Origin of the sequence: Fibrobacter sp. UWH5, from assembly GCF_900142505.1 — a bacterium.
Classification (GTDB): domain Bacteria; phylum Fibrobacterota; class Fibrobacteria; order Fibrobacterales; family Fibrobacteraceae; genus Fibrobacter.
In genome coordinates this window covers 64,859-84,339 of sequence record NZ_FRBB01000011.1, presented here as the reverse complement: position 1 = coordinate 84,339, position 19,481 = coordinate 64,859, and the positions used below count along the sequence as shown (strand labels likewise).

The following is a 19,481-nucleotide window of genomic DNA, read 5'->3' as shown; positions in this document are numbered from 1 at the left end:
GAGTTTTTATGCAAACCGAAATCGTATCAAAAGAAGAACTTCTTGCCAAAAACCCCGCACCTATCAAAATCACACAGCTTTCAGAATCTGTATTGGATATCAACCATGTTTCTGTTTGCTTTGATGGGTTTTATGCTCTAACCGATGTAAACACAAAAGTCAAGAGAAATACAATTCATTTCTTCATTGGCCCCAATGGAGCAGGGAAAACAACATTACTTGACATTATTTGCGCCAAGACAAAGCCTACCCAAGGCAACGTTGTTTATCACCCCATGTACAAGGAACCCGTAACCTTGACAGGGATGAAGGAATACAAGATTGTCTGGCTTGGTATCGGTAGAAAATTTCAGGTTCCCTCGGTATTTGTAAACCTGACTGTGGAAGAAAACATGATTCTCTCCCTGAAAAAAGGGAAGAGAATTATGGACACCATTCTGCGCAAGCCCAAGAAGGAAGAGTTGGATAACATCGATGCCACTCTGCAGAAAGTGGGCCTTGCCGACAAACGTCAATGGCGCGCAGGAGCTTTGGCTCACGGCGAAAAGCAATGGCTCGAAATCGCAATGCAGCTGGTGCAAAAGCCGGAAGTCATTATGCTAGATGAACCCGCCGCCGGCATGGGCAAGCCAGAAACATTTAAAACCGGAGAAATCCTGAAGGAAATCAAGAAGGATTGTACCGTCATCGTTATTGAACACGATATGGATTTCGTGAAGCAGGTTGCCGACAAAGTGACAGTCCTTCATGAAGGAAAAATTCTGATGGAGGGCAGCGTAACGGAAGTTCTTGCCGATCCTACCGTGCAGAAAGTTTACCTAGGTCGTGGTGGAGAATAATTATGCTTTATTTGAAAAACATGGATTCCTATTATGGCGAAAGCCGCGTCATTGAAGGTTTGAGTCTGGATATTCCCAAGGGAAAAATCGTAAGCCTCATCGGTCGAAACGGCGTTGGAAAAAGCACCACACTAAAGAGCATTATGGGGCTAGTAAAGACAGGCCCCGAAACATCTCTCGTTTTTGACGGCAAGGAAATTGCAAAACTTCCCGCCTACGAGCGCGTTCGCTGCGGTATTGGCTACGTCCCGCAAGGTCGAGACATTTTCCCGCAGATGACCGTCCAGGAAAATCTGGAATTGGGCATACAGCCCATTCTTGGCCGTGGAGAAAAGGTGGGTAAGAACAAGATTCCCGAATATCTCTACGACCTGTTTCCTATCCTGCCCAAATTCGCCAAACGCCGCGGTGGCGACCTTTCCGGCGGTCAGCAGCAGCAACTTGCCATCGCACGCGCCCTAGTGCAGGACCCAAAAATTTTGATTCTTGACGAACCTACCGAAGGTATCCAGCCATCCATCATTAACGACATTGGTCGCGCCATCCGTAAGATTAACGAATGGAAGGGCATTACCGTATTGTTGGTGGAACAGTATCTGGATTTCGTTATGGAAAACAGCCACTACATCAACATCATGGAAAAGGGAAACATCATTTTCCACAGGGAAACATCCCTTTGTGACAAGGCTGAAGTCCAAAAATTGATGACGGATTAATTATGCATTTAACTCCTAGAGAAACTGAAAAGTTGATGCTGCACTATGCAGGCATTGTGGCAAGTGAAAGACTGCAACGCGGACTGAAACTGAATTATCCGGAAGCCATCGCCTACATTTCCAGCAAGTTATTGGAATTGGCTCGAGATGGCAAGACCGTTGCAGAATTGATGTCCGAGGGTCGAAAGATGCTGACTGCCGAACAGGTGATGGACGGCGTCGCAGAAATGATTCATGAAGTTCAGCTGGAAGCCACATTCCCTGACGGAACAAAGCTAGTTACCGTACACGATCCAATTCCTGCTACCGGGAAATTGATTCCTGGCGAAGTTCTCGTGGAGGAAGGTTTCATCGAACTGAATGCGGGCAAGAGAACACTTACTCTAGATGTTACCAATACGGCAGACCGCCCAGTTCAAGTAGGTTCCCATTTTCACTTCTTTGAAGTCAACAAAAAACTGGATTTCAATCGCATGGCAGCCTATGGCATGCGTCTTGATGTACCCGCGGGAACCGCAGTACGTTTTGAACCCGGCGAAACAAAGACCGTAAACCTGGTTGAAATCGGTGGTAGCCGCGAAGGTCATGGATTGAACGGTCTAGTAGAAGGCCCTATGGATGATGAATTCGTAAAAACGGCTGCATTTGGCAGAGCATCAACCTCTGGTTTTACGGGAGCTTAATATGTACAAGATTTCCAGAAAAGATTACGCACAAATGTATGGCCCCACCGTAGGCGACCGCATCCGTCTTGCAGATACCTCCCTTATTGTAGAAGTAGAAAAGGATTATTGTGTTTACGGTGACGAAGCCAAATTCGGTGGCGGAAAATCATTGCGAGATGGCATGGGCCAGGCAGCGCCCTTTAAGGATGACGAATGCCTAGACACCGTCATTACAAGCGCACTTGTCATTGACGCCACTGGAATTTTCAAGGCCGACATAGGCATTAAGGACGGAAAAATTGCTGGCATCGGAAAAGCCGGCAACCCCCACATGATGGATGGCGTTACCCCAGGCATGATCATCGGCAGTTCCACCGAAGCCATCGCTGGCGAAGGCCTGATCTTGACTGCCGGCGGTATCGACACCCACATTCACTTTATCTCTCCCACACAAGTTCGTACAGCTCTTTATAGCGGCGTCACCACCATGATTGGTGGCGGCACAGGCCCTGCAGACGGAACCAACGCTACCACTTGTACGCCCGGCGCATTCAACATCCACAAGATGCTGGAAGCTGCAGAAGATTTGCCTGTCAACTTAGCCTTCCTCGGCAAGGGAAATGGATCCTGTGCAGAAACCTTGAGAGAACAGGTGCGTGCAGGAGCTGCAGGCCTGAAGCTTCACGAAGACTGGGGTTCCACTCCCAAGGCTATTGACACTTGCCTAGGCGTCGCGGATGAATTCGACGTCCAGGTTTCCATCCACACGGATACATTAAACGAAGGCGGCTTCGTAGAAGATACCATCTCAGCCTTTAAGGGACGCACCATCCACACCTACCATACGGAAGGTGCTGGCGGTGGACACGCTCCCGACATCATTCGCGCAGCCGCCTTCGAAAACGTCTTGCCATCTTCAACAAATCCGACAATGCCCTTCACCAGAAATACCATTGACGAACATTTGGACATGTTGATGGTATGCCACCATCTGGACAAGAACAATAAAGAAGATGTGGCTTTTGCGGATTCAAGAATTCGTCCGGAAACCATCGCCGCCGAAGACATTCTTCACGACATGGGAATTTTTTCCATGATGAGTTCTGATTCTCAGGCCATGGGCCGTGTAGGTGAAGTGATCACCCGCACTTGGCAAACCGCAGACAAAATGAAAAAACAACGCGGTACTCTCGACACCGACTGCGAACGCAACGACAACAACCGCATCAAGCGTTACATTGCCAAGTATACCATCAATCCGGCCATTACCCACGGCATTTCAAAGTACGTTGGTTCCGTAGAGGTTGGCAAAATCGCAGACCTTGTCCTTTGGCGTCCCGACATGTTCGGAGCCAAGCCCGAAATGATCCTGAAGAATGGTTTTATTTGCGCATCCAAAATGGGCGATGCCAATGCCAGCATTCCCACCCCAGAGCCAGTTGTGTATACCGATATGTTCGGTGCTCACGGCAAGGCTTTAGCAAAAACCTGCATCACCTTCGTTTCGGAATACGCTTTTGCAAATGGCATCAAGGAAGAACTGGGCCTCGAAAGAATGGTCCTCCCCGTAAGCAACTGTCGAAACATCGGCAAGAAGGACATGGTTCACAACGACCGCATCGCAAAGCTGGAAGTAGATCCTGAAACCTACACTGTAAAGGTGGATGGTGAACGAATCACCTGCGAAGCCGCCACAGAGCTTTCTCTTGCAAGAAGGTACTTCCTTTTCTAAAAGCAATCTGCAAGGAGTCAAAAAATGATTGCCGATAAAATTCTCGGAAACATCCATCACGGAAACGAAGTTCCTTCCAAGACCGTGGTAGACATTCCATTCGAATGGTTTGAACTGGACAAGCATCGTATTTTTAAAGTTGCCGATGACGGAACCGAATTAGGAATTCAGATTGAGGAATCCCTTTCTGATGGCGATGTTCTCGCCGTCAGTCCCGATAAAATTTACGCTGTAAAGATCAACAAGACAAAACTGGTTCGCATTCCCGTCAAGACTATGGAAGAAATGGGACGCCTTGGATTTGAATTGGGTAACAGGCATCTTTCCCTGCAAATTACAGAAAAGGATGTCACCATTCCTTATGACGAGCCCACCTTCGAATACCTAGTCCGTTTGGGATTTCTCCCTCAGATTGTAGAAGATGTTTTTTCTGACTACATCGTCTGCAAGGCTCACGGCGCAAGTAACGGGCACCCCCATAGCCACGAGCATGGCCATCATCACGAGCACCATCATTAGAACTGAATATGCTAGCCACTCTCCGGATGATTCAGGTTTGCGACAGCCTCTTTCCCATTGGAGCATTTACCCTCTCCAATGGTCTTGAGACTTTAATTGCTAACAAGACCATCACAAACGGAGAAACCCTTCAAGAATACGTTTCTAGCTTTTTGAATGTACTCCCCTACAATGATTTAGGGGGCATGATTCTCAGCTTCGACCACGCCGAGGACATGAGTTTCATTAAAAATCTAGACAGCCTTTCCATGGCTCTAAAGGCTCCAGAAGAAGTTCGCACAGGTTCCAAAAAACTCTGCAGCAGATTTTTAAAAATCTATGGCGAATTTGAAGGTGCAAAAAACAACTGCTTTCCATCTCTGGATTTTTATCGAGATGAAGTTTTAAAAAATGGCTCTTGCATCGGAAACCACGCCATTGCAATCGGTCTCTTCGCAAACGACATCGGTTTAAACAAGGAAGAAGCCGCAAGCATTTACACCTACAGCTTGCTAAACGCCATTGTCACAAACGGCGTCAAGATGATTCCTCTAAGTCAGATGGTCGGCCAAAAGATTTTAAGCAATTCCCAAAAGAAAATCATCCAAGCCGTTCAGCGGGCCTGCACGCTGGACATGGATGACTTGGGCGTAGGCGGAACTGGCATAGATATTGCAGGAATGAAACACGAAGAACTTTATTCCCGACTTTACATGAGCTAACGAGCAAAATATGAGTTATGTTAAAATTGGCGTAGGCGGCCCCGTAGGTTCGGGAAAGACCGCATTGATTGAAAGACTCACCCGCAAGATGAGCAAGGAATACAGCATCTGCGTCGTGACCAACGACATCTACACCAAGGAAGACGCCGAATTTCTAATCAAAAATTCCGCATTGCCACCCGAAAGAATCGTCGGTGTAGAAACTGGAGGATGCCCCCATACCGCCATTCGTGAAGACTGTTCCATGAACCTGGAAGCCGTAGACGAAATGGCCCGCAAGTTTCCAGATGTCCAGATTATTTTTATCGAAAGCGGCGGAGACAACCTGTCGGCCACCTTCAGCCCCGACCTGGCCGACGCAAGCATTTATGTTATCGACGTTGCCCAAGGCGAAAAGATTCCCCGTAAGGGTGGCCCCGGCGTTATGCGTTCCGACCTGCTGGTCATCAACAAAACGGACCTGGCTCCTCTTGTAGGCGCAAGCCTTGAAGTCATGGCCCGCGATTCCGAACGTATGCGAGAAGGCCGCAAGTATTTGTTCACAAATCTTATGAACATGGATGGCGTAGACGAAGTCATTGCGTGGATCAAGAAAGCCGTACTTTTTGAAGGTATTTAGCCCGTCGAAACATTTACCATTTTTTAAAGGAGTCACTTATGGCATGTTTTGTTGTTCCTGCCGCAGAGGCGTTAATCACCACCGCTGTCACCCTCGTCGTAGAAAAGAAGTTCCCCGAAAAGGCTCCGCTGCAGGCCACTAGACGTCTTTCCAAGCTGCTGTGGGGCGGTTCCGCTCTGCTTGCTTTTGAGCACTTCTGGCACGGAGAAATTCAACCTTTCTACCCTTTCTTGACTGCAGCACAGGATCCCGAATCCTCGCAAGTCATGATTCATGAAATGTCCACTGTGGGCGTTGGGATGGCTTGCATGGTCACATTGGCGTGGGCGGCCTCCTTGATATTCCTAAAGGTTCGGAAACCATCAAGCAGCCACGCAACAGTCAACCATTCCAAGGGGGCTTAAAATGACTTTACTCATTACCGTTTTCGCAGCTATCATTGCAAGCCTTCTCTGGTTCAACCAGATAAAGACTCATGGCAAGGACTCCATGAAGTATTCCACCCTCTGCTACATGTTCTGGGGCGCTTCCCTCATGTGGCTGGTAGACGCTATCGCTGAATACGCAGAACTTGGTGCAGAATACTTTACCCCTGCAGCAGCTGATATGCTGAACGACGCCTTCCTGGGTGTTTCTGTAGTGGCACTTGCACTCGTTATTTGGTTAGCACGTCTCCTCTGGTCCGCAAGAGACCTATGCAGAGCACACTCCGCATAAAGACCTGTCTACGGAATGGCATGACCGAGATCGAGGACGCATTCTACACGTCCCCTTACAAGGTCATGCATCCGTTCCACAACGGAAAACATTCCGACATCATGATGATGGCGGCCTCTGCCGGGCTTCTCGGCGGAGACCATTTTTCGTTGCAGCTTGAATTCGGCGAGAGTAGCGACGCCACATTTCTTTCTCAGAGTTACGAGAAAGTTTTCAATACCGACGGAAAAATTGCCTCCAAGGATATCGTCATTAACGTCGGGGCCGACGCCCGCGTCAATTACATGCCCTATCCGGCAATCCCTTTTGCCGGCAGCAATTATCAAAGCAATGTCCGAGTCCAGATTCATCCTTCCGCAACATTTTATTACACCGACATTTTCACTTGTGGCCGTACAGGCATGGGCGAATATTTCGCCATGGAAAAATTCCAAAGCAAGAGTCGCTTTTACGTGGGCGAACATTTAGCCTTTGCCGACCACACCCTAATTGACCCTAAAAAATTCGATTACACGAAAATCGGCTTTTGGGGCAATTACACCCATAACGGAATGTTTTTTGCGTACAGTCCCGAAAAAGAAATGCTTATCCAACTCAAAGAAAAAGTTCGAGAAATGGGCAAGAACTTTGACGGAATCGTAGGAATATCCAACGTCGAAAAAGGAATGGTTTTACGAGCTCTCTCCATGCGAGGGGAAAACATCTGGACACTATTTGAAAGTATCGTTTAGCGAAGACGATTGCTTTAAGTTTTCAAGCCGATCACATTTTGCGACATGTTCGTCGATATTGCATATTTATAACTATATTCAGAACCTTTCGATTTCTTCAAATAAAACATCAACCAGATGGTTAACGAACCTTGCCACGAATGCACGTACGGACTTATGCAAGTCTATGTTGACTGTCGCAAGGATTGATGCTTTATGGAATGATAATATACAAGAAAAACTAGCTAAACTCAAAGAAAATTGCTGAATCACATTCAAAAATTTTCCCGAGAGCGACAGCCATCTTTCTTGAAACCGGACGCCGTCCATTTTCAAGATCAGACACATAGTGTGCCGATTTGCCCAACTTTTCAGCCAAAGCTGCCAGGGACCAACCTCGCATATCCCTGCTTGCAAAAATCATTTCGCCAGGAGTAGAATCATCAAATCTAATTTTGAACAAATCAGTTTCTTCCCAGGAAGTCGATTCTTCGTTCTTGATTTCAACATTTTCTGGTTTATAAGTTTCTTGCATGAATATGATTAATGCCCCAGGAATCCGATGGGCTCGAACTTCAATATGGGGCTTTTTCACGACTGCCAACATAATAAATCTCTATTGTTAAACAATCCAAATACACCCTTTTTTAGGGTACATTTCAATACCGTTATTAAGTATCATGTATTATTTTTAGGGAAATGCCCAGATTCGTCACCCGGCTAGCTCAAACGTTCCCAAAGATGAGCCTGCAACGCCGTCGGAAGGATTATTTCGCTATACAGTATATTATTAAAATAGATTTTGACACTTTAGCGACAAAAATCATCCTAAGAAACCAAAAACTTTGCTGAATTTAAGTTTCTGGAGGGGGACAAAATTTTTGATCACCTCACATTTTTCTTGAAAAGTAAGCAGGAATACATAACCATCAGGGAATTTTTTCCGGATTATTCTTTACAGCCTAGTTAATTTCCTTTGCAGATACACCATATAGCGTTGCTACATCCGAATCAACAATAACCTGTTGATTTCTCACAACGATTATCTTTTTTCAACGTCATTCATTTACATCTCCAACGTTAATCTTTAACAGAGGCATCTTCTTTACCACAAAAAAACGGAATAAAAAAAGACGTACTTCTCCATTTGACAGTGAAGTACGTCAGGCAGTAATGCACGTGATTTTTAGAAAGTTGGCAAAGCTTAGTTTGTAATTTTGAGTAAAAACGGTTACTTCTGGTAAAACCGATTCAGCCCACTTACAACGGACTGTTCAAAGACGTCAAGAGATTCAAAACTTGCGTGTTCACGAATCGTTCGATAATTCTCATAAAGATCCAGCAAATCGGAACGTAAATTTTCTCTCGTGTAGGATTGATCATCAAAAGAACGTATAGCCAATTCCCATAGTTTTTTAGTCGTTTGATTCAATTCAGAAACTCGGTTGAACATTGCGTAGTTTTGCATTCTGTTTATCGCCGAGAAAAGTGTTGCGTAGGTTGCTGGACTGTAGATTGCTTCCGTCACATGGGCTGCAAACTCGTGATCAATATTCAACGTCAGTTCTGGATGCTCGATATTATCCACTAAATGCTTCGCTTCATGGATGGCGACTCCCATTTGGCAGACCGCCTTTATGTAAGGAAATTTCTTGTTTTCAAAATCTCGTTTCACAAGTTCGTTATAGATTTGATTGGCCTTCATCAGATTCAAATCAAGGCCGATTGCTTTCCAGAATTTGTCAAAACGGTGGTCAGTATATTTTTTGAAATAGTCCTCTTTTAATTCAGCAGAAAGTTCTTCCGCCTCATGGTCTATCATATCGTCGAGAACAATCACGGCATTACTCCCTATGGTGTAATAACCACTTTTGGGCGGTAGCAATCCCGGAATAAATCTTTTCAGATTGAGAATTTTTACAGAAGACTTCTTGTATTTCGTTTCGGGCAATAATTCATCTTGAACTTTCAAAATGTTGGATGAACCCTGTTTTTCAAAATCAACATAGTAACCGTACTTTAGAAGATTTTCGTTTAGGGCATGCAAGTATTTGACGGAAGAAGTTCCGCCATCAAAATAGAAACGGACATCGCCAATAAACATATCCAGAGAATTCTTGAATTTTTCTGGAAAGAACTTGGCGTACAAAGCGCAAATTTTGTTTTGAAATTCGTGAGATTCTAGTCCAACAGATGACAATTCATTTCGGGCCAACAAGTTCAAGTAAGGCGCCAAAACATTGACAACGAAATCTTCCGAGGTTTTCTTTCCCGTCTCTCCTGAAAGTTCTTTCACCTTATCTTCAAGCACGGAGCGAAAACTCCATCGCAAGGCACTTCCACTCTTTTTCGATAATATGTGCTTTTGAATTTCCTTGACTTCCGATTCTTCCATGCCGAAGGATTTCGAAAGCAATGCCACGTTTTCCTTATTTTCAGAATCCAAGTCAATGGACGTTTGGCTGTAAATATGGAACGCCAAAATGTCCTGATCCATTTTCACGTCATTGGAGCAGGAAACCATTAGGAAAAAGAAAAGAAGGCAAAAAAGAATACGTTTCATCGATTTGTTGATTTTTCTATTTCCGTTTTACAGCTTTAAGCTTGCAGCGATTTGCAGAATAAGTACCAACAGATAATCCGCGACCAATACAAGTTGCAGCGATTACATCACCTTTGCGGACTTTAAGCAAATCATCTTTTTGCTTTTTAGGAAACGTCAGTTCAATTTCTGAAACCTTGCTTCCTAGGTTGAAAATGTTAAAGGGGCCAAGACCTTCAAATTTCACAGTATAATCACCCCAAAACGGATCTTTTTCTACAGAACGAACGGCGCCTGCAATCGTAAACATAGGACCATCAAAACTATTTTCTGCTGCTGCGGCGTTTTTATTATAAGTATCTACTATTTCACGAATACTTGCAAGCTTGCCATTGTCTTTTTTTCGAGAGTCAATAAAGTTCGTAACGACACTGTACCCAGAATAAACAACTAGAATAAGGTAAGCCAGGGAAAGAAAACCTTGTAATCCGTTTGCCATTGGCAATGGTTCTGCACCTGAGAAGAAAGATCCATCGTATATGCGAACTAAATCAACCAGAATCCAAATAACAACAACAAGCATCAGCAATGCAGAAAGCGTGTAGAACTCTCTAGTCCACAGATGGTATGACGCTGCTGATAGGACTCCCTTTATCCAGCCAATTTGCCACTTTCCCCAGATATAACTATGGAGACCAGACCATCCTAAGATTGCTGCAACAAGTGCCGCGGCCGTTCGATTTGCTGTTTTTGAAGGTGCAATGGGAGGCCGGACCATATTGGTATCGTTCGCCTTTTTCTTAGAAGCCTCCATTTCTGGAGAATCTTCGGGAATATTCACACCGTTTTCCAGATCTTTAAGCCATTTATTAGCCAAATCCGCCATAACCTTCACGGATTCCTTCGTGCAGTTATCAATCGTTATTAATCGACTGCCCAAATCAATGGAAATTTTGCCAAGGGCAAACCCTTGAGAGGCGGAAATTGCCTGAACCTTATTTAAACGGATGCTTTGCGTGTCTATGGATGAAGTTAGCAGGGCGGCATCCAGGAAAAGAAATCTTTCCGAAGTCAAAACCACAAGCCATGTATTTACGCCTAAATCAAAAGCATTTGACGTAACCGTTTGATTCATCATACCCGATGACAATGCAAATACAACTTCTCCAGGCTCTAGATAGCCGGACAGTGCCGCAAGTTCCTTATTTGTACCAAAGGAATCAAAGTTTATGCCGTTAATCTCGCAGATTCCACGCCAGTCGGCTTTTTCAGTACAAATTTTATATCGGGTAAGATTCTCCATATGAAGAAATATACATTGAAAAATCTATAGAATCAACAAACATTTTCTCAATTTGTATGTAACTGATTAATTCCTTAATGATTTCTTTTTAGTCACTTCCGATACGCCCCATTATGAGAATGTTCCCTTTGAAGTGCCGGAGAATTGGATTTGGATAGATTTGAATTCAATATGTTCAAAAATCGTTGATGGAGATCATAATCCTCCTTCTGGAGAAGATTGTCCAACAAAATATCGAATGCTTTCTTCAAAAAATATCAACTGCAATACAATAGTTAATATAGACGATTGTAGATATTTATCTGAACATGATTGGAAAATATGTCATTCTCGCACAGGGTTAAATAAGGGGGATGTACTATTAACAACTGTGGGTACTTTAGGTCGCAGCTGTGTTGTAGAAACTGATGAGCCTATTTGTTTTCAGCGAAGTGTGACGATTTTAACCACTTTGATTTACAACAAATACTTAAAATATGTTTTCGACAGCAATTATTATCAGGAATTAATGACGGACACCGCTAAAGGGACTGCTCAGAAAGGATTTTATATAAATCAGGTGGTTGATTCTATAATCCCTCTTCCTCCTTTAGCTGAACAGATGCGTATTGTGCATGCTGTAAGTCAATGGACGTCATTTATTGATTCTATTGAAAGTTGCACTGCAGATTTGTTGCAATCTATTCAATCCGCAAAATCTAAAATTCTCGACCTCGCTATCCATGGCAAGCTCGTACCGCAAAATCCCAATGATGAACCGGCATCGGAACTGCTAAAACGCATCAATCCAAAGGCTGTTGCATCTTGTGATAACCCGCATTATGCAGAGCCATACGAACTGCCTAATGGCTGGACCTGGTGTAAGCTGACGGATATATGTACTTTTCTTTCACGCGGAAAATCTCCAAAATATTCAGAAACGGATACAACATATCCTGTATTTGCACAAAAGTGTAATTTGAAAGAAGGTGGAATCTCATTAGAGAAAGCTCAATTTTTAGAGCCAACTACATTGAACAGATGGCCGGATATCTATCATCTACAAACTGGTGATGTACTTGTGAACTCCACTGGTACGGGAACAGTCGGTCGAACTCGGCTTTTTAATGATTCTTGCCTAGGAGCCTATCCGTTTGTTGTTCCTGATTCCCATGTTTCTGTTATCAGAACGCATTGTGACATTGTTTCTGAATATATTTTTGCGTTGATGTCCTCATCATGGATTCAGACATATCTAGAAGACAATCTTGCTGGTAGTACGAATCAAAAAGAACTTTATATAAGCGTACTTCAAAACGTAGATGTTCCACTTCCCCCTATTACGGAACAAAGAAGGATTGCCTCCAAAATAGAATCGCTATATCATCAACTTGATGATATAACCAATCATATAGAATGAAAAAAAGACCTATGCCCATTATGAAGCATAGGTCTTTATAGTCTTACCAATCCACAACCTTATCAACTATCTCTCGTTGTTCAGATGCTGTGCGACGAAGATAAATACGAGTGGTCTCAATGCTCTCATGACCCATGAGGTCAGCAAGAAGGGCTATGTCATTGAATCGATCAAGGAAGTTCTTGGCGAAACGATGGCGGAAGGAGTGGGGATAAACAACCTCTTTTGGCAAGCCATACTTTATGCCATATTGCTTTAGCTGGGTTGCGATTCCACGAGTAGTAATACGCTTTCCAAACCGATTTAGGAAAATATATCCGCTACTAATTCCATCTGATTCGAGCCATAATAGAGCTTCCTTCTATAGATTCTTAGGAATATACAGTCTGCGAATCTTGCCGCCTTTACTATAAATGTCAAGGAATCCTGTCTTTACATGTTCTGCCTTAATCTGAAGGAGTTCGCTTACGCGAGCGCCAGATGCGGCCATAAACCACACGATAAAATACCATTCGACAAGTCCGTCATTCTTCAAACGTTGCTTGAAAAAATGATAGTCAGCATCGCTGATGACATTCTCCAAGAAGTTCTTCTGCTGAACTTTCACGAATTTCATCTTCAATTTGTCCTGTTTTAGGAACTCTAGATATTTGTTGATACCTTGCAAACGTAGATTGACTGTTTGTGGTTTAAAGTTTTCTACCAAATACCCTTTGTATGCCAAGAGTTTACTACGCTTTACTTCCTGGTATTCACGCAAGAAGTAATTCACCGTCCACACGTACGATGTAACGGAATTTTCCGCCAAATCTTGTTTGGCGAGCCATGCTTTGAATTTTGTAATCATATTGTCAAATGTCGCAAAAGAACGACACCGCAACAACATGAAAATACTTAAACATACTGCCACATAGCCCGCATTATGAGAAAGTGCCTTTTGAAATACCTTCAAACTGGGCATGGGTGAAATTAGGAGATGTTACAAATTATGGCAAATGCACAACCTGTTCCGTCGAAGATATTGATGACAACTGCTGGATTTTGGAGTTAGAAGACATAGAAAAAGATACCGGCAAAATTCTTACACGATTCACTAAAGCAGAAAGAGAAATAAAAGGTGTGCGACATTCCTTTTCTGCTGGGAATGTACTGTATTCAAAGTTGCGAACATACTTGAACAAGGTTCTTTTGGCAAAGGATGATGGATTCTGTACTACAGAAATAATCCCTATAGAGTGTACAGGTGTTATATGTGCGCAATACCTTTGTTATGTATTACGCTCACAATACTTTCTAGATTATACCGCTCAATGTGGTTATGGAGTTAAAATGCCTAGACTCAGCACAAATGATGCTCGCAAGGCCATGACACCACTACCTCCATTAACAGAACAAATGAAAATCATTGAAAAAGTTGAGTCGATAACAGAAAGAGTTGACAGCATAGCAAAGGCATTACAATAATGCCTCTGTTATGCAGTCGATAGTTCCATATAGTGCTTTTATCTTTTGTACGATTCGGTTTTGTTCTTCTATTGGTGGTATAGGATAGATCCAATCTGTTATGTTTGCATTGTTTATGGATGGCGAATTGTCACCTTTCATAAACTGATTGAGACCATCAACAATATATGATGACTTCATCAAGTAATAACAAAACTCTGCGGTCATAATTGGAATAGGATGACAAACAAAGAATCCTGTTGAGGCTATACAATCGTTTTCGGGCACGATGGCGATATTTCGCAAATATGGTCTCACCATAGAGAAAAGCACATCACCTTGGCATGTATATCGACTTGCTCTGCTTGGTGCATTATTGGATGGTAGCACCTTCGGATCTGTAACAACGCCTCTTTTGTTGTCAATGGAATCAATGTCAATGTACTTAAAGAACTTTCCCGTCGGTTTTGCACTTTTCATTGAATCAAATAGATATTTGCCTTTAAGCATAATCCATCCATCTGGTATATTCCCATAATGCGGGTTATCACAAGATGAAACTGCCTTTGGGTTTATACGTTTCAGCAATTCCGAAGCTGGTTCATCGTTGGGGTCTTGAGGTACGAGCTTTCCGTGAATAGCAAGGTCGAGAATCTTTGACTTTGCGCTATTTATCAATGAAGAAAAGTCTTTAGTACTTACATCTATAGAGTCCACAAAGGACATCAATTTATTGACCTCTTCTAAAATTCTTCCTTGTTCAGCTAAAGGAGGAATTGGAATAAGAAAACTCTTAAGAATATCAAAAGGAGGAATATTCTTGATTGCAGTGCCCTTGCTTTCTTTTGCTGCTTCAGCCTTTAAGATAAAGTCAAAATACAAAAGATAAAAGTCTTGGATGTCTTTCAAATGCAGTCTAATAAGCATAAGAGCCTGATTGATTATTCCTTCACGAATATCATTAGGCATTACATACGTTTCACCAATTGTACCAGCACAACTTACAATAATATCGTTAGGTTCTACTTTAAAGCCAGACAGTTCTTTATATTTATTCTCATCAATGAAATACGAACCAAGTGTATGATCTTTTTGGATTGCATTCTTCTGTTCATATACTTTATATGCCAATGGAGAATCTGGAACAAACATTGATTTTGTAAGGCTACTTCCAAACGGACCTTTTTTGTAAAATGCTAAATCATCAAGAGTACACCAACTCCATCCTTCCGGCACTTCGAATGGCACATTCTCATAATGGGGCGTATCGGAAGTAGTAGCCTTCTTAGAACGCTTGATTTTGCCTTCGGCTATCAAGCGTTCTTTCTCTGCACGGATGCGTTCCAACAATACACTTGCTGGCTCATCGTTAGGATCCTGTGGAACAAGCTTACCATGAATAGCGAGGTCGAGTATCTTCTGACGTAATTTCTTTGTGTCCATACTTTCCCTTTCGTTATTCTTCAATGCCTGACATGAGTTCCTTGAGACAAGCCACTGCATTGGCTATGTTCAGACTCTTTTCTTCCATAATGGAGATTATTTCACCGAGCGAAACATCTTCGTCATCGTCGGTTTGCTTAATCCACGTGATGTCAAGGCTCGTCTTGTCTCGAGAAAGCAATTCATCTACAGGGTAGCATTTGAATCGTTCTGTTTCTGTACGCTGGCTAATATCACCAGCATTGTAGCACTTCACGAAATCGTCAAGGTGCTGACGCTGCATGGGCTTTGTCGCCAGGGTATGCTTGACACCTGTTCGGTAGTCGTAATACCACACATTCTTGGTCGGAGTTCCCTTCTGGAAAAACAGCACGTTAGCCTTGACTCCCTGGGCATAGAAGATGCCTGTGGGCAAACGAAGGATTGTATGCAGATTGAAGTTCTTCAGAAGTTCCTTGCGGATTGTTTCACCGGCTCCACCTTCAAAGAGTACGTTATCAGGCAAAACCACTGCCGCACGGCCCGTATTCTTCAACATCACCATGATATGCTGAAGGAAGTTTAGCTGATTATTCTTTGTCTCAACATAAAAGTCCTGACGGTCAATATCTACGGAACCCGCCGGACGGGTTCCAAAGGGAGGGTTGGCCAGGATAACATCAACAAGAGTATCAGGGGCTTTCTCCAACGAGTCTTGGCAAAGAATTGGGCTACGATCTGTTCCAATACCGTGCAAATAGAGGTTCATTGAAGCAAGGGTAACAACAAGTGCGGTATTATCGAAGCCATGCAAAGCCTTATCACGAAGGAATTTTCGTTTAGCCTTGTCCTGACTCTGATTTTTCATGTAGTCGTATGCAGCAAGCAAGAATCCGCCAGTACCACATGCTGGGTCGCAGACAGTCTCGCCAATCTTTGGCTGTGCCACATCAACCATAGCCTGAATGAGCGAACGAGGGGTGAAGTACTGGCCTGCACCAGATTTTTTATCCTGACCATTCTTTTCAAGAATGCTTTCGTAGATGGCTCCCTTTACATCTCCATCCATGACAAGCCATTGTTCTTCATTGATCATGGAGATGACTTTCTTCAAATAGACTGGCTTGTCAATTTTATTCTGGGCCTTCACGAAGATAGTACCAATAAGGTTCTCTTCCTCACTAAGTTTCTTCAATGTTGACTCATATTGAGCAATGAGGTCAAGACCATCTAATTCAATGAGGTCTGACCAGCGGAAACCTTCTGGTATCGCTGAGTTTTCACCGAACATTTCGGTGTTCTCGTTGTCCATCTTCAAGAAAAGAAGATAAGTGAGCTGTGTGATATAATCAGTAAAGCCGATGCCTTGACCTGCCAAAGTTGTTGCAAGTGTCCAGACTTTCTTAGTGAGTGATGATTCTGTATTTGTCGCCATTTTTTATGCTGTCTTTCTATAAACTACGAATTTATACAAACTGAGAAGAGCGTTTGTAGCAGGTTCCATTCCGCCAAAAGCTTGGATAAGCTGAGCTGCACGTGTATTGTCGTCTTCCCTTATGTCTTTGATTGTTACTGCTCCATTGCTTGCCACATAGTCAACAACCTGTCGCATAACATCAATTTGTTTGGGAGTTTTTTCGTTGTTACGTTGGCCGCACCAAAGATTGAAATACTGTTGAGCCGTTGCATAAACGCTGTCCAACTTCTCAATCTGATGGAACGCATAACGGACAAGCTGAATGATGTTTGTCATCGCAGAACGTTCTTCTTTAGTAGAATGTTTGCGCACATCCCTGGGTGTTATCAACGAATAGGAATTCCAAAGACGGCTTGCCGAGAATCGGTTGTTAGCCATCTTCAGTTTATTTTCCAAATCCTTCAGTACCGCGTATGTGAGCGGTTCACCATCATTGTTCCAAATGATTCGCAAAGCCTCAATATCATCACGATGCTCATTACAATACTTTTCAAAAGATTCGGTTGTATCCTTGGCATCTTCAATAGAGAAACCCTTGCTTATAAGATTGTCTTCGCCCGGCATCAGAATTTCAACAAAACCGGCATTGAGAGTAAGCAGATATTGGCGTACCTCAGGATGATTGATAATACAACCGACCAAACACTTGCGTTCGCTATTCGGTTGATTAATGTCCTCAAATGGAGGTAATAGCTGCTGGTCAATAGCCGTAAAGATGGCGGATGAAAGCTCCTTCATGTCTAGTAGAGCCAGATCCGTAAACTTTTTTCGCTGTTCATCATCACACTTGTTGTATATACGAGCGAGACGAGAGGCTAACATTCTCAAGTACGTGTCAGTCACATTGCCGTGCGTTATCAGTTCGAGCAGAATCTTGAAAGAAACAGTTTCCTTTTGTTCTTCTTCGGAACTAACAGATGGGATGTACATTTCATGTTCAGTTACACCCACTGCATCAACTAGGTAGAAGCAATCTTTAGAGAAAGCATTCGGTGTAACATTGCGCAACTGCTCATCACCGATAGTGCGAACCCCTCGTCCCTTCATCTGAACATAAAGAGGAAGTGACTGCACATCGCGCATGAACATGACCACTTCCAAAGGTTTTACATCTGTACCTGTAGCCACAAGGGTACAAGTTACAGCAATGCGGAATTCCTTGTCGTTGCGGAAATGGCGTATCAGTTCATTACTATCGCCTGCACTGTAGGTTATCTTTTGAACGAACGGATCATTCTCGCCAGTATGCCCGAACACCTCCTTGGCAATGTTCATGATGTTTGTAGCATGAGCTTCATTTAACGCGAAAATCAACGTCTTTGGCAGATAATCCATGTTTGGTTCACGTTGCGGGTCTGTGAACATTTCTGTATAGACACTGTCTCGATAAGTCTCAAGAATAAGTTTGATTTGAGCCGGGTTAATGACACTTCGGTTCAGTTCTTCCTTAGAGTATTGTTTCGTCTCTTTTTGATTTACAGTTTCAACCTTACCTGTGTACCGAGTTTCAACACGTAGCTTGTCACCTTGCCTAATTGCACCGCCATTCTCTGTAATCTCTGTTTTAATGCGATAGATTCGGCAATCTACGTTTACTCCATCAACAATACTCTTTTCTAGCGTATAATTGACAATGCGATTGTTGTTGAAGAACGCCATGGTCTCAGGAACAGGAGTTGCAGTAAGACCAATCATCTTGGCTGTTGTAAAGTAGTCAAGAACTTTCTTCCAGTTTCCATAAATACTGCGATGGCATTCGTCTATGATAATAACGTCAAAGAAATCTTTTGGAAGTGTCGGATTTTCGGGAAGTTCTACAATCGTATCGTTATTGTCATCCTCATCATCAGTATCTGTAATGTCTTCGCCCTTCAGCAAGGAAAACAGACGCTGAATAGTAGATATCACCACATTGCTGTCACTTGGAATCTTGGCAGATTTCAAACGATTGACGGTAAAAATCGTGTTGAACGGATCTCCCGTTTCTGTGAGTCGGAACATTCCGAACTCTCCTTCCGCCTGTTTCCCAAGATTATTTCGGTCAACAAGGAAAAGGATGCGCCTCATTGGAGTATACGCCAGGAATCTGTACGAAGCCAAGCAAGCTGTATATGTCTTACCGGAACCAGTAGCCAACACCATCAGTGCTTTATTCTGCCCGGCACGGAAAGACTTTTCCAATTCTGTAATTGCTTCAAACTGACAGTCTCGTAGACCTTTCTTCTTTAGCGTTGGAAGACCCGCATAAGGGTCTTCTATGCCCATCATTTTTGTTAGTTCTTTAGGAGTATGGATGCGGTTAAGAAGTTTTAGACTGCCATCCTTATCCCTAAAATCTCGGAAGTAGGTTTCTTCACCATTTGACTGATAACCAAAAGGGAGAGGACGTTGCCATGTTTGATAATATTCTGGCACTCCGCAAACATACATTGCAGTCTGCTCGCAAACCTTGCTAGAGGAGACATCAACCTCTTTGCGTTTTGCCTCAAGTACGCCAATAGCCTTTCCGTTGATAAACAGAAAGTAGTCTGCTTCATGATTACCTTTAAGGAGTCCTTCTCGGATAGCCGCAGCGCTAATTGTTGGTGAATAGAAATCTCTATCAACAACCTGCCAGCCGGCATCCTCAAACATTTGGTCTATCTTGACCCTAGCTCGTTCTTCGGGAGTCATATTA

19 protein-coding genes and 1 pseudogene are annotated in these 19,481 nt (G+C 43.3%); 12 read left to right on the top strand and 8 right to left on the bottom strand.

All coding sequences use genetic code 11. The features are described from left to right. Window positions 1–8 precede the first annotated feature (8 nt). From urtD to BUB38_RS10135, 10 genes are read left to right on the top strand one after another with little or no spacing between them, the layout of a single operon-like run. A complete protein-coding gene (gene urtD / locus BUB38_RS10180) occupies window positions 9–839 on the top strand; it encodes an urea ABC transporter ATP-binding protein UrtD (RefSeq protein ID WP_083542086.1) in 831 nt (276 codons plus the stop codon). A gap of 2 nt (window positions 840–841) precedes the next feature. Next, window positions 842–1,555: an urea ABC transporter ATP-binding subunit UrtE gene (gene urtE / locus BUB38_RS10175; protein ID WP_073160182.1), complete on the top strand. Its 714-nt coding sequence runs from the start codon at window positions 842–844 to the stop codon at window positions 1,553–1,555. A gap of 2 nt (window positions 1,556–1,557) precedes the next feature. Beyond that, window positions 1,558–2,238, top strand: a complete 681-nt coding sequence (gene ureA, locus BUB38_RS10170; RefSeq protein WP_073160180.1) for an urease subunit gamma — start codon at window positions 1,558–1,560, stop codon at window positions 2,236–2,238. Window position 2,239: 1 nt separating this feature from the next. Further along, entirely contained in the window at window positions 2,240–3,952 is a 1,713-nt protein-coding gene (gene ureC, locus BUB38_RS10165; RefSeq protein WP_073160178.1) for an urease subunit alpha, read from the top strand. Between the two features lie 24 nt (window positions 3,953–3,976). After that, a complete protein-coding gene (locus tag BUB38_RS10160) occupies window positions 3,977–4,471 on the top strand; it encodes an urease accessory protein UreE (protein WP_073160176.1) in 495 nt (164 codons plus the stop codon). A gap of 8 nt (window positions 4,472–4,479) precedes the next feature. Then, window positions 4,480–5,172, top strand: coding sequence for an urease accessory protein UreF (locus BUB38_RS10155; protein WP_083542084.1), 693 nt, complete (start codon window positions 4,480–4,482; stop codon window positions 5,170–5,172). A 10-nt stretch (window positions 5,173–5,182) separates the two neighbouring features. Beyond that, on the top strand, window positions 5,183–5,791 hold the full coding sequence (ureG, locus tag BUB38_RS10150) for an urease accessory protein UreG (RefSeq protein ID WP_073160172.1): 609 nt from the start codon (window positions 5,183–5,185) through the stop codon (window positions 5,789–5,791). Between the two features lie 38 nt (window positions 5,792–5,829). Then, entirely contained in the window at window positions 5,830–6,195 is a 366-nt protein-coding gene (locus tag BUB38_RS10145) for a hypothetical protein (RefSeq protein WP_073160170.1), read from the top strand. Window position 6,196: 1 nt separating this feature from the next. Continuing rightward, the gene (locus tag BUB38_RS10140; RefSeq protein ID WP_073160166.1) at window positions 6,197–6,508 is read left to right on the top strand and encodes a hypothetical protein; all 312 of its coding nucleotides are present in this window, start codon (window positions 6,197–6,199) and stop codon (window positions 6,506–6,508) included. Between the two features lie 20 nt (window positions 6,509–6,528). Continuing rightward, on the top strand, window positions 6,529–7,239 hold the full coding sequence (locus tag BUB38_RS10135; protein WP_073160164.1) for an urease accessory protein UreD: 711 nt from the start codon (window positions 6,529–6,531) through the stop codon (window positions 7,237–7,239). 220 nt (window positions 7,240–7,459) lie between these two features. On the opposite strand, the gene BUB38_RS10130 is transcribed toward BUB38_RS10135, so the two are convergent. The 4 genes from BUB38_RS10130 to BUB38_RS10120 all read right to left on the bottom strand — a co-directional run bounded on the left by BUB38_RS10130 (window position 7,460) and on the right by BUB38_RS10120 (window position 11,063). After that, window positions 7,460–7,825, bottom strand: a complete 366-nt coding sequence (locus BUB38_RS10130) for a helix-turn-helix domain-containing protein (RefSeq protein ID WP_073160162.1) — start codon at window positions 7,823–7,825, stop codon at window positions 7,460–7,462. A gap of 355 nt (window positions 7,826–8,180) precedes the next feature. Then, a complete protein-coding gene (locus BUB38_RS17025) occupies window positions 8,181–8,261 on the bottom strand; it encodes an ORF6N domain-containing protein (protein WP_371328338.1) in 81 nt (26 codons plus the stop codon). A gap of 188 nt (window positions 8,262–8,449) precedes the next feature. Then, window positions 8,450–9,715 carry a hypothetical protein gene (locus tag BUB38_RS10125; protein WP_139258397.1) on the bottom strand — a complete coding sequence of 422 codons (1,266 nt, stop codon included), beginning with the start codon at window positions 9,713–9,715 and terminating at the stop codon, window positions 8,450–8,452. 82 nt (window positions 9,716–9,797) lie between these two features. Next, a complete protein-coding gene (locus BUB38_RS10120) occupies window positions 9,798–11,063 on the bottom strand; it encodes a PH domain-containing protein (RefSeq protein WP_073160158.1) in 1,266 nt (421 codons plus the stop codon). Between the two features lie 160 nt (window positions 11,064–11,223). Here BUB38_RS10120 and BUB38_RS10115 point away from each other — a divergent pair, with 160 nt between their 5' ends. Then, window positions 11,224–12,462, top strand: coding sequence for a restriction endonuclease subunit S (locus tag BUB38_RS10115; RefSeq protein WP_217650878.1), 1,239 nt, complete (start codon window positions 11,224–11,226; stop codon window positions 12,460–12,462). A gap of 43 nt (window positions 12,463–12,505) precedes the next feature. On the opposite strand, the pseudogene BUB38_RS17020 reads toward BUB38_RS10115, so the two are convergent. Beyond that, a pseudogene (locus BUB38_RS17020) lies at window positions 12,506–13,309 on the bottom strand (tyrosine-type recombinase/integrase). Between the two features lie 83 nt (window positions 13,310–13,392). Here BUB38_RS17020 and BUB38_RS10105 point away from each other — a divergent pair. Continuing rightward, window positions 13,393–13,926 carry a restriction endonuclease subunit S domain-containing protein gene (locus BUB38_RS10105; RefSeq protein ID WP_139258396.1) on the top strand — a complete coding sequence of 178 codons (534 nt, stop codon included), beginning with the start codon at window positions 13,393–13,395 and terminating at the stop codon, window positions 13,924–13,926. Here BUB38_RS10105 and BUB38_RS10100 read toward each other — a convergent pair. From BUB38_RS10100 to BUB38_RS10090, 3 genes are read right to left on the bottom strand one after another with little or no spacing between them, the layout of a single operon-like run. Beyond that, window positions 13,918–15,348, bottom strand: coding sequence for a restriction endonuclease subunit S (locus tag BUB38_RS10100; RefSeq protein ID WP_083542094.1), 1,431 nt, complete (start codon window positions 15,346–15,348; stop codon window positions 13,918–13,920). The genes BUB38_RS10105 and BUB38_RS10100 overlap by 9 nt on opposite strands. A 13-nt stretch (window positions 15,349–15,361) precedes the next feature. Next, entirely contained in the window at window positions 15,362–16,762 is a 1,401-nt protein-coding gene (locus BUB38_RS10095) for a type I restriction-modification system subunit M (RefSeq protein ID WP_073160154.1), read from the bottom strand. Between the two features lie 3 nt (window positions 16,763–16,765). After that, window positions 16,766–19,477 (bottom strand): type I restriction endonuclease subunit R, encoded by a 2,712-nt coding sequence (locus tag BUB38_RS10090; RefSeq protein WP_073160153.1) that lies wholly within the window; start codon window positions 19,475–19,477, stop codon window positions 16,766–16,768. Window positions 19,478–19,481: the final 4 nt, after the last annotated feature.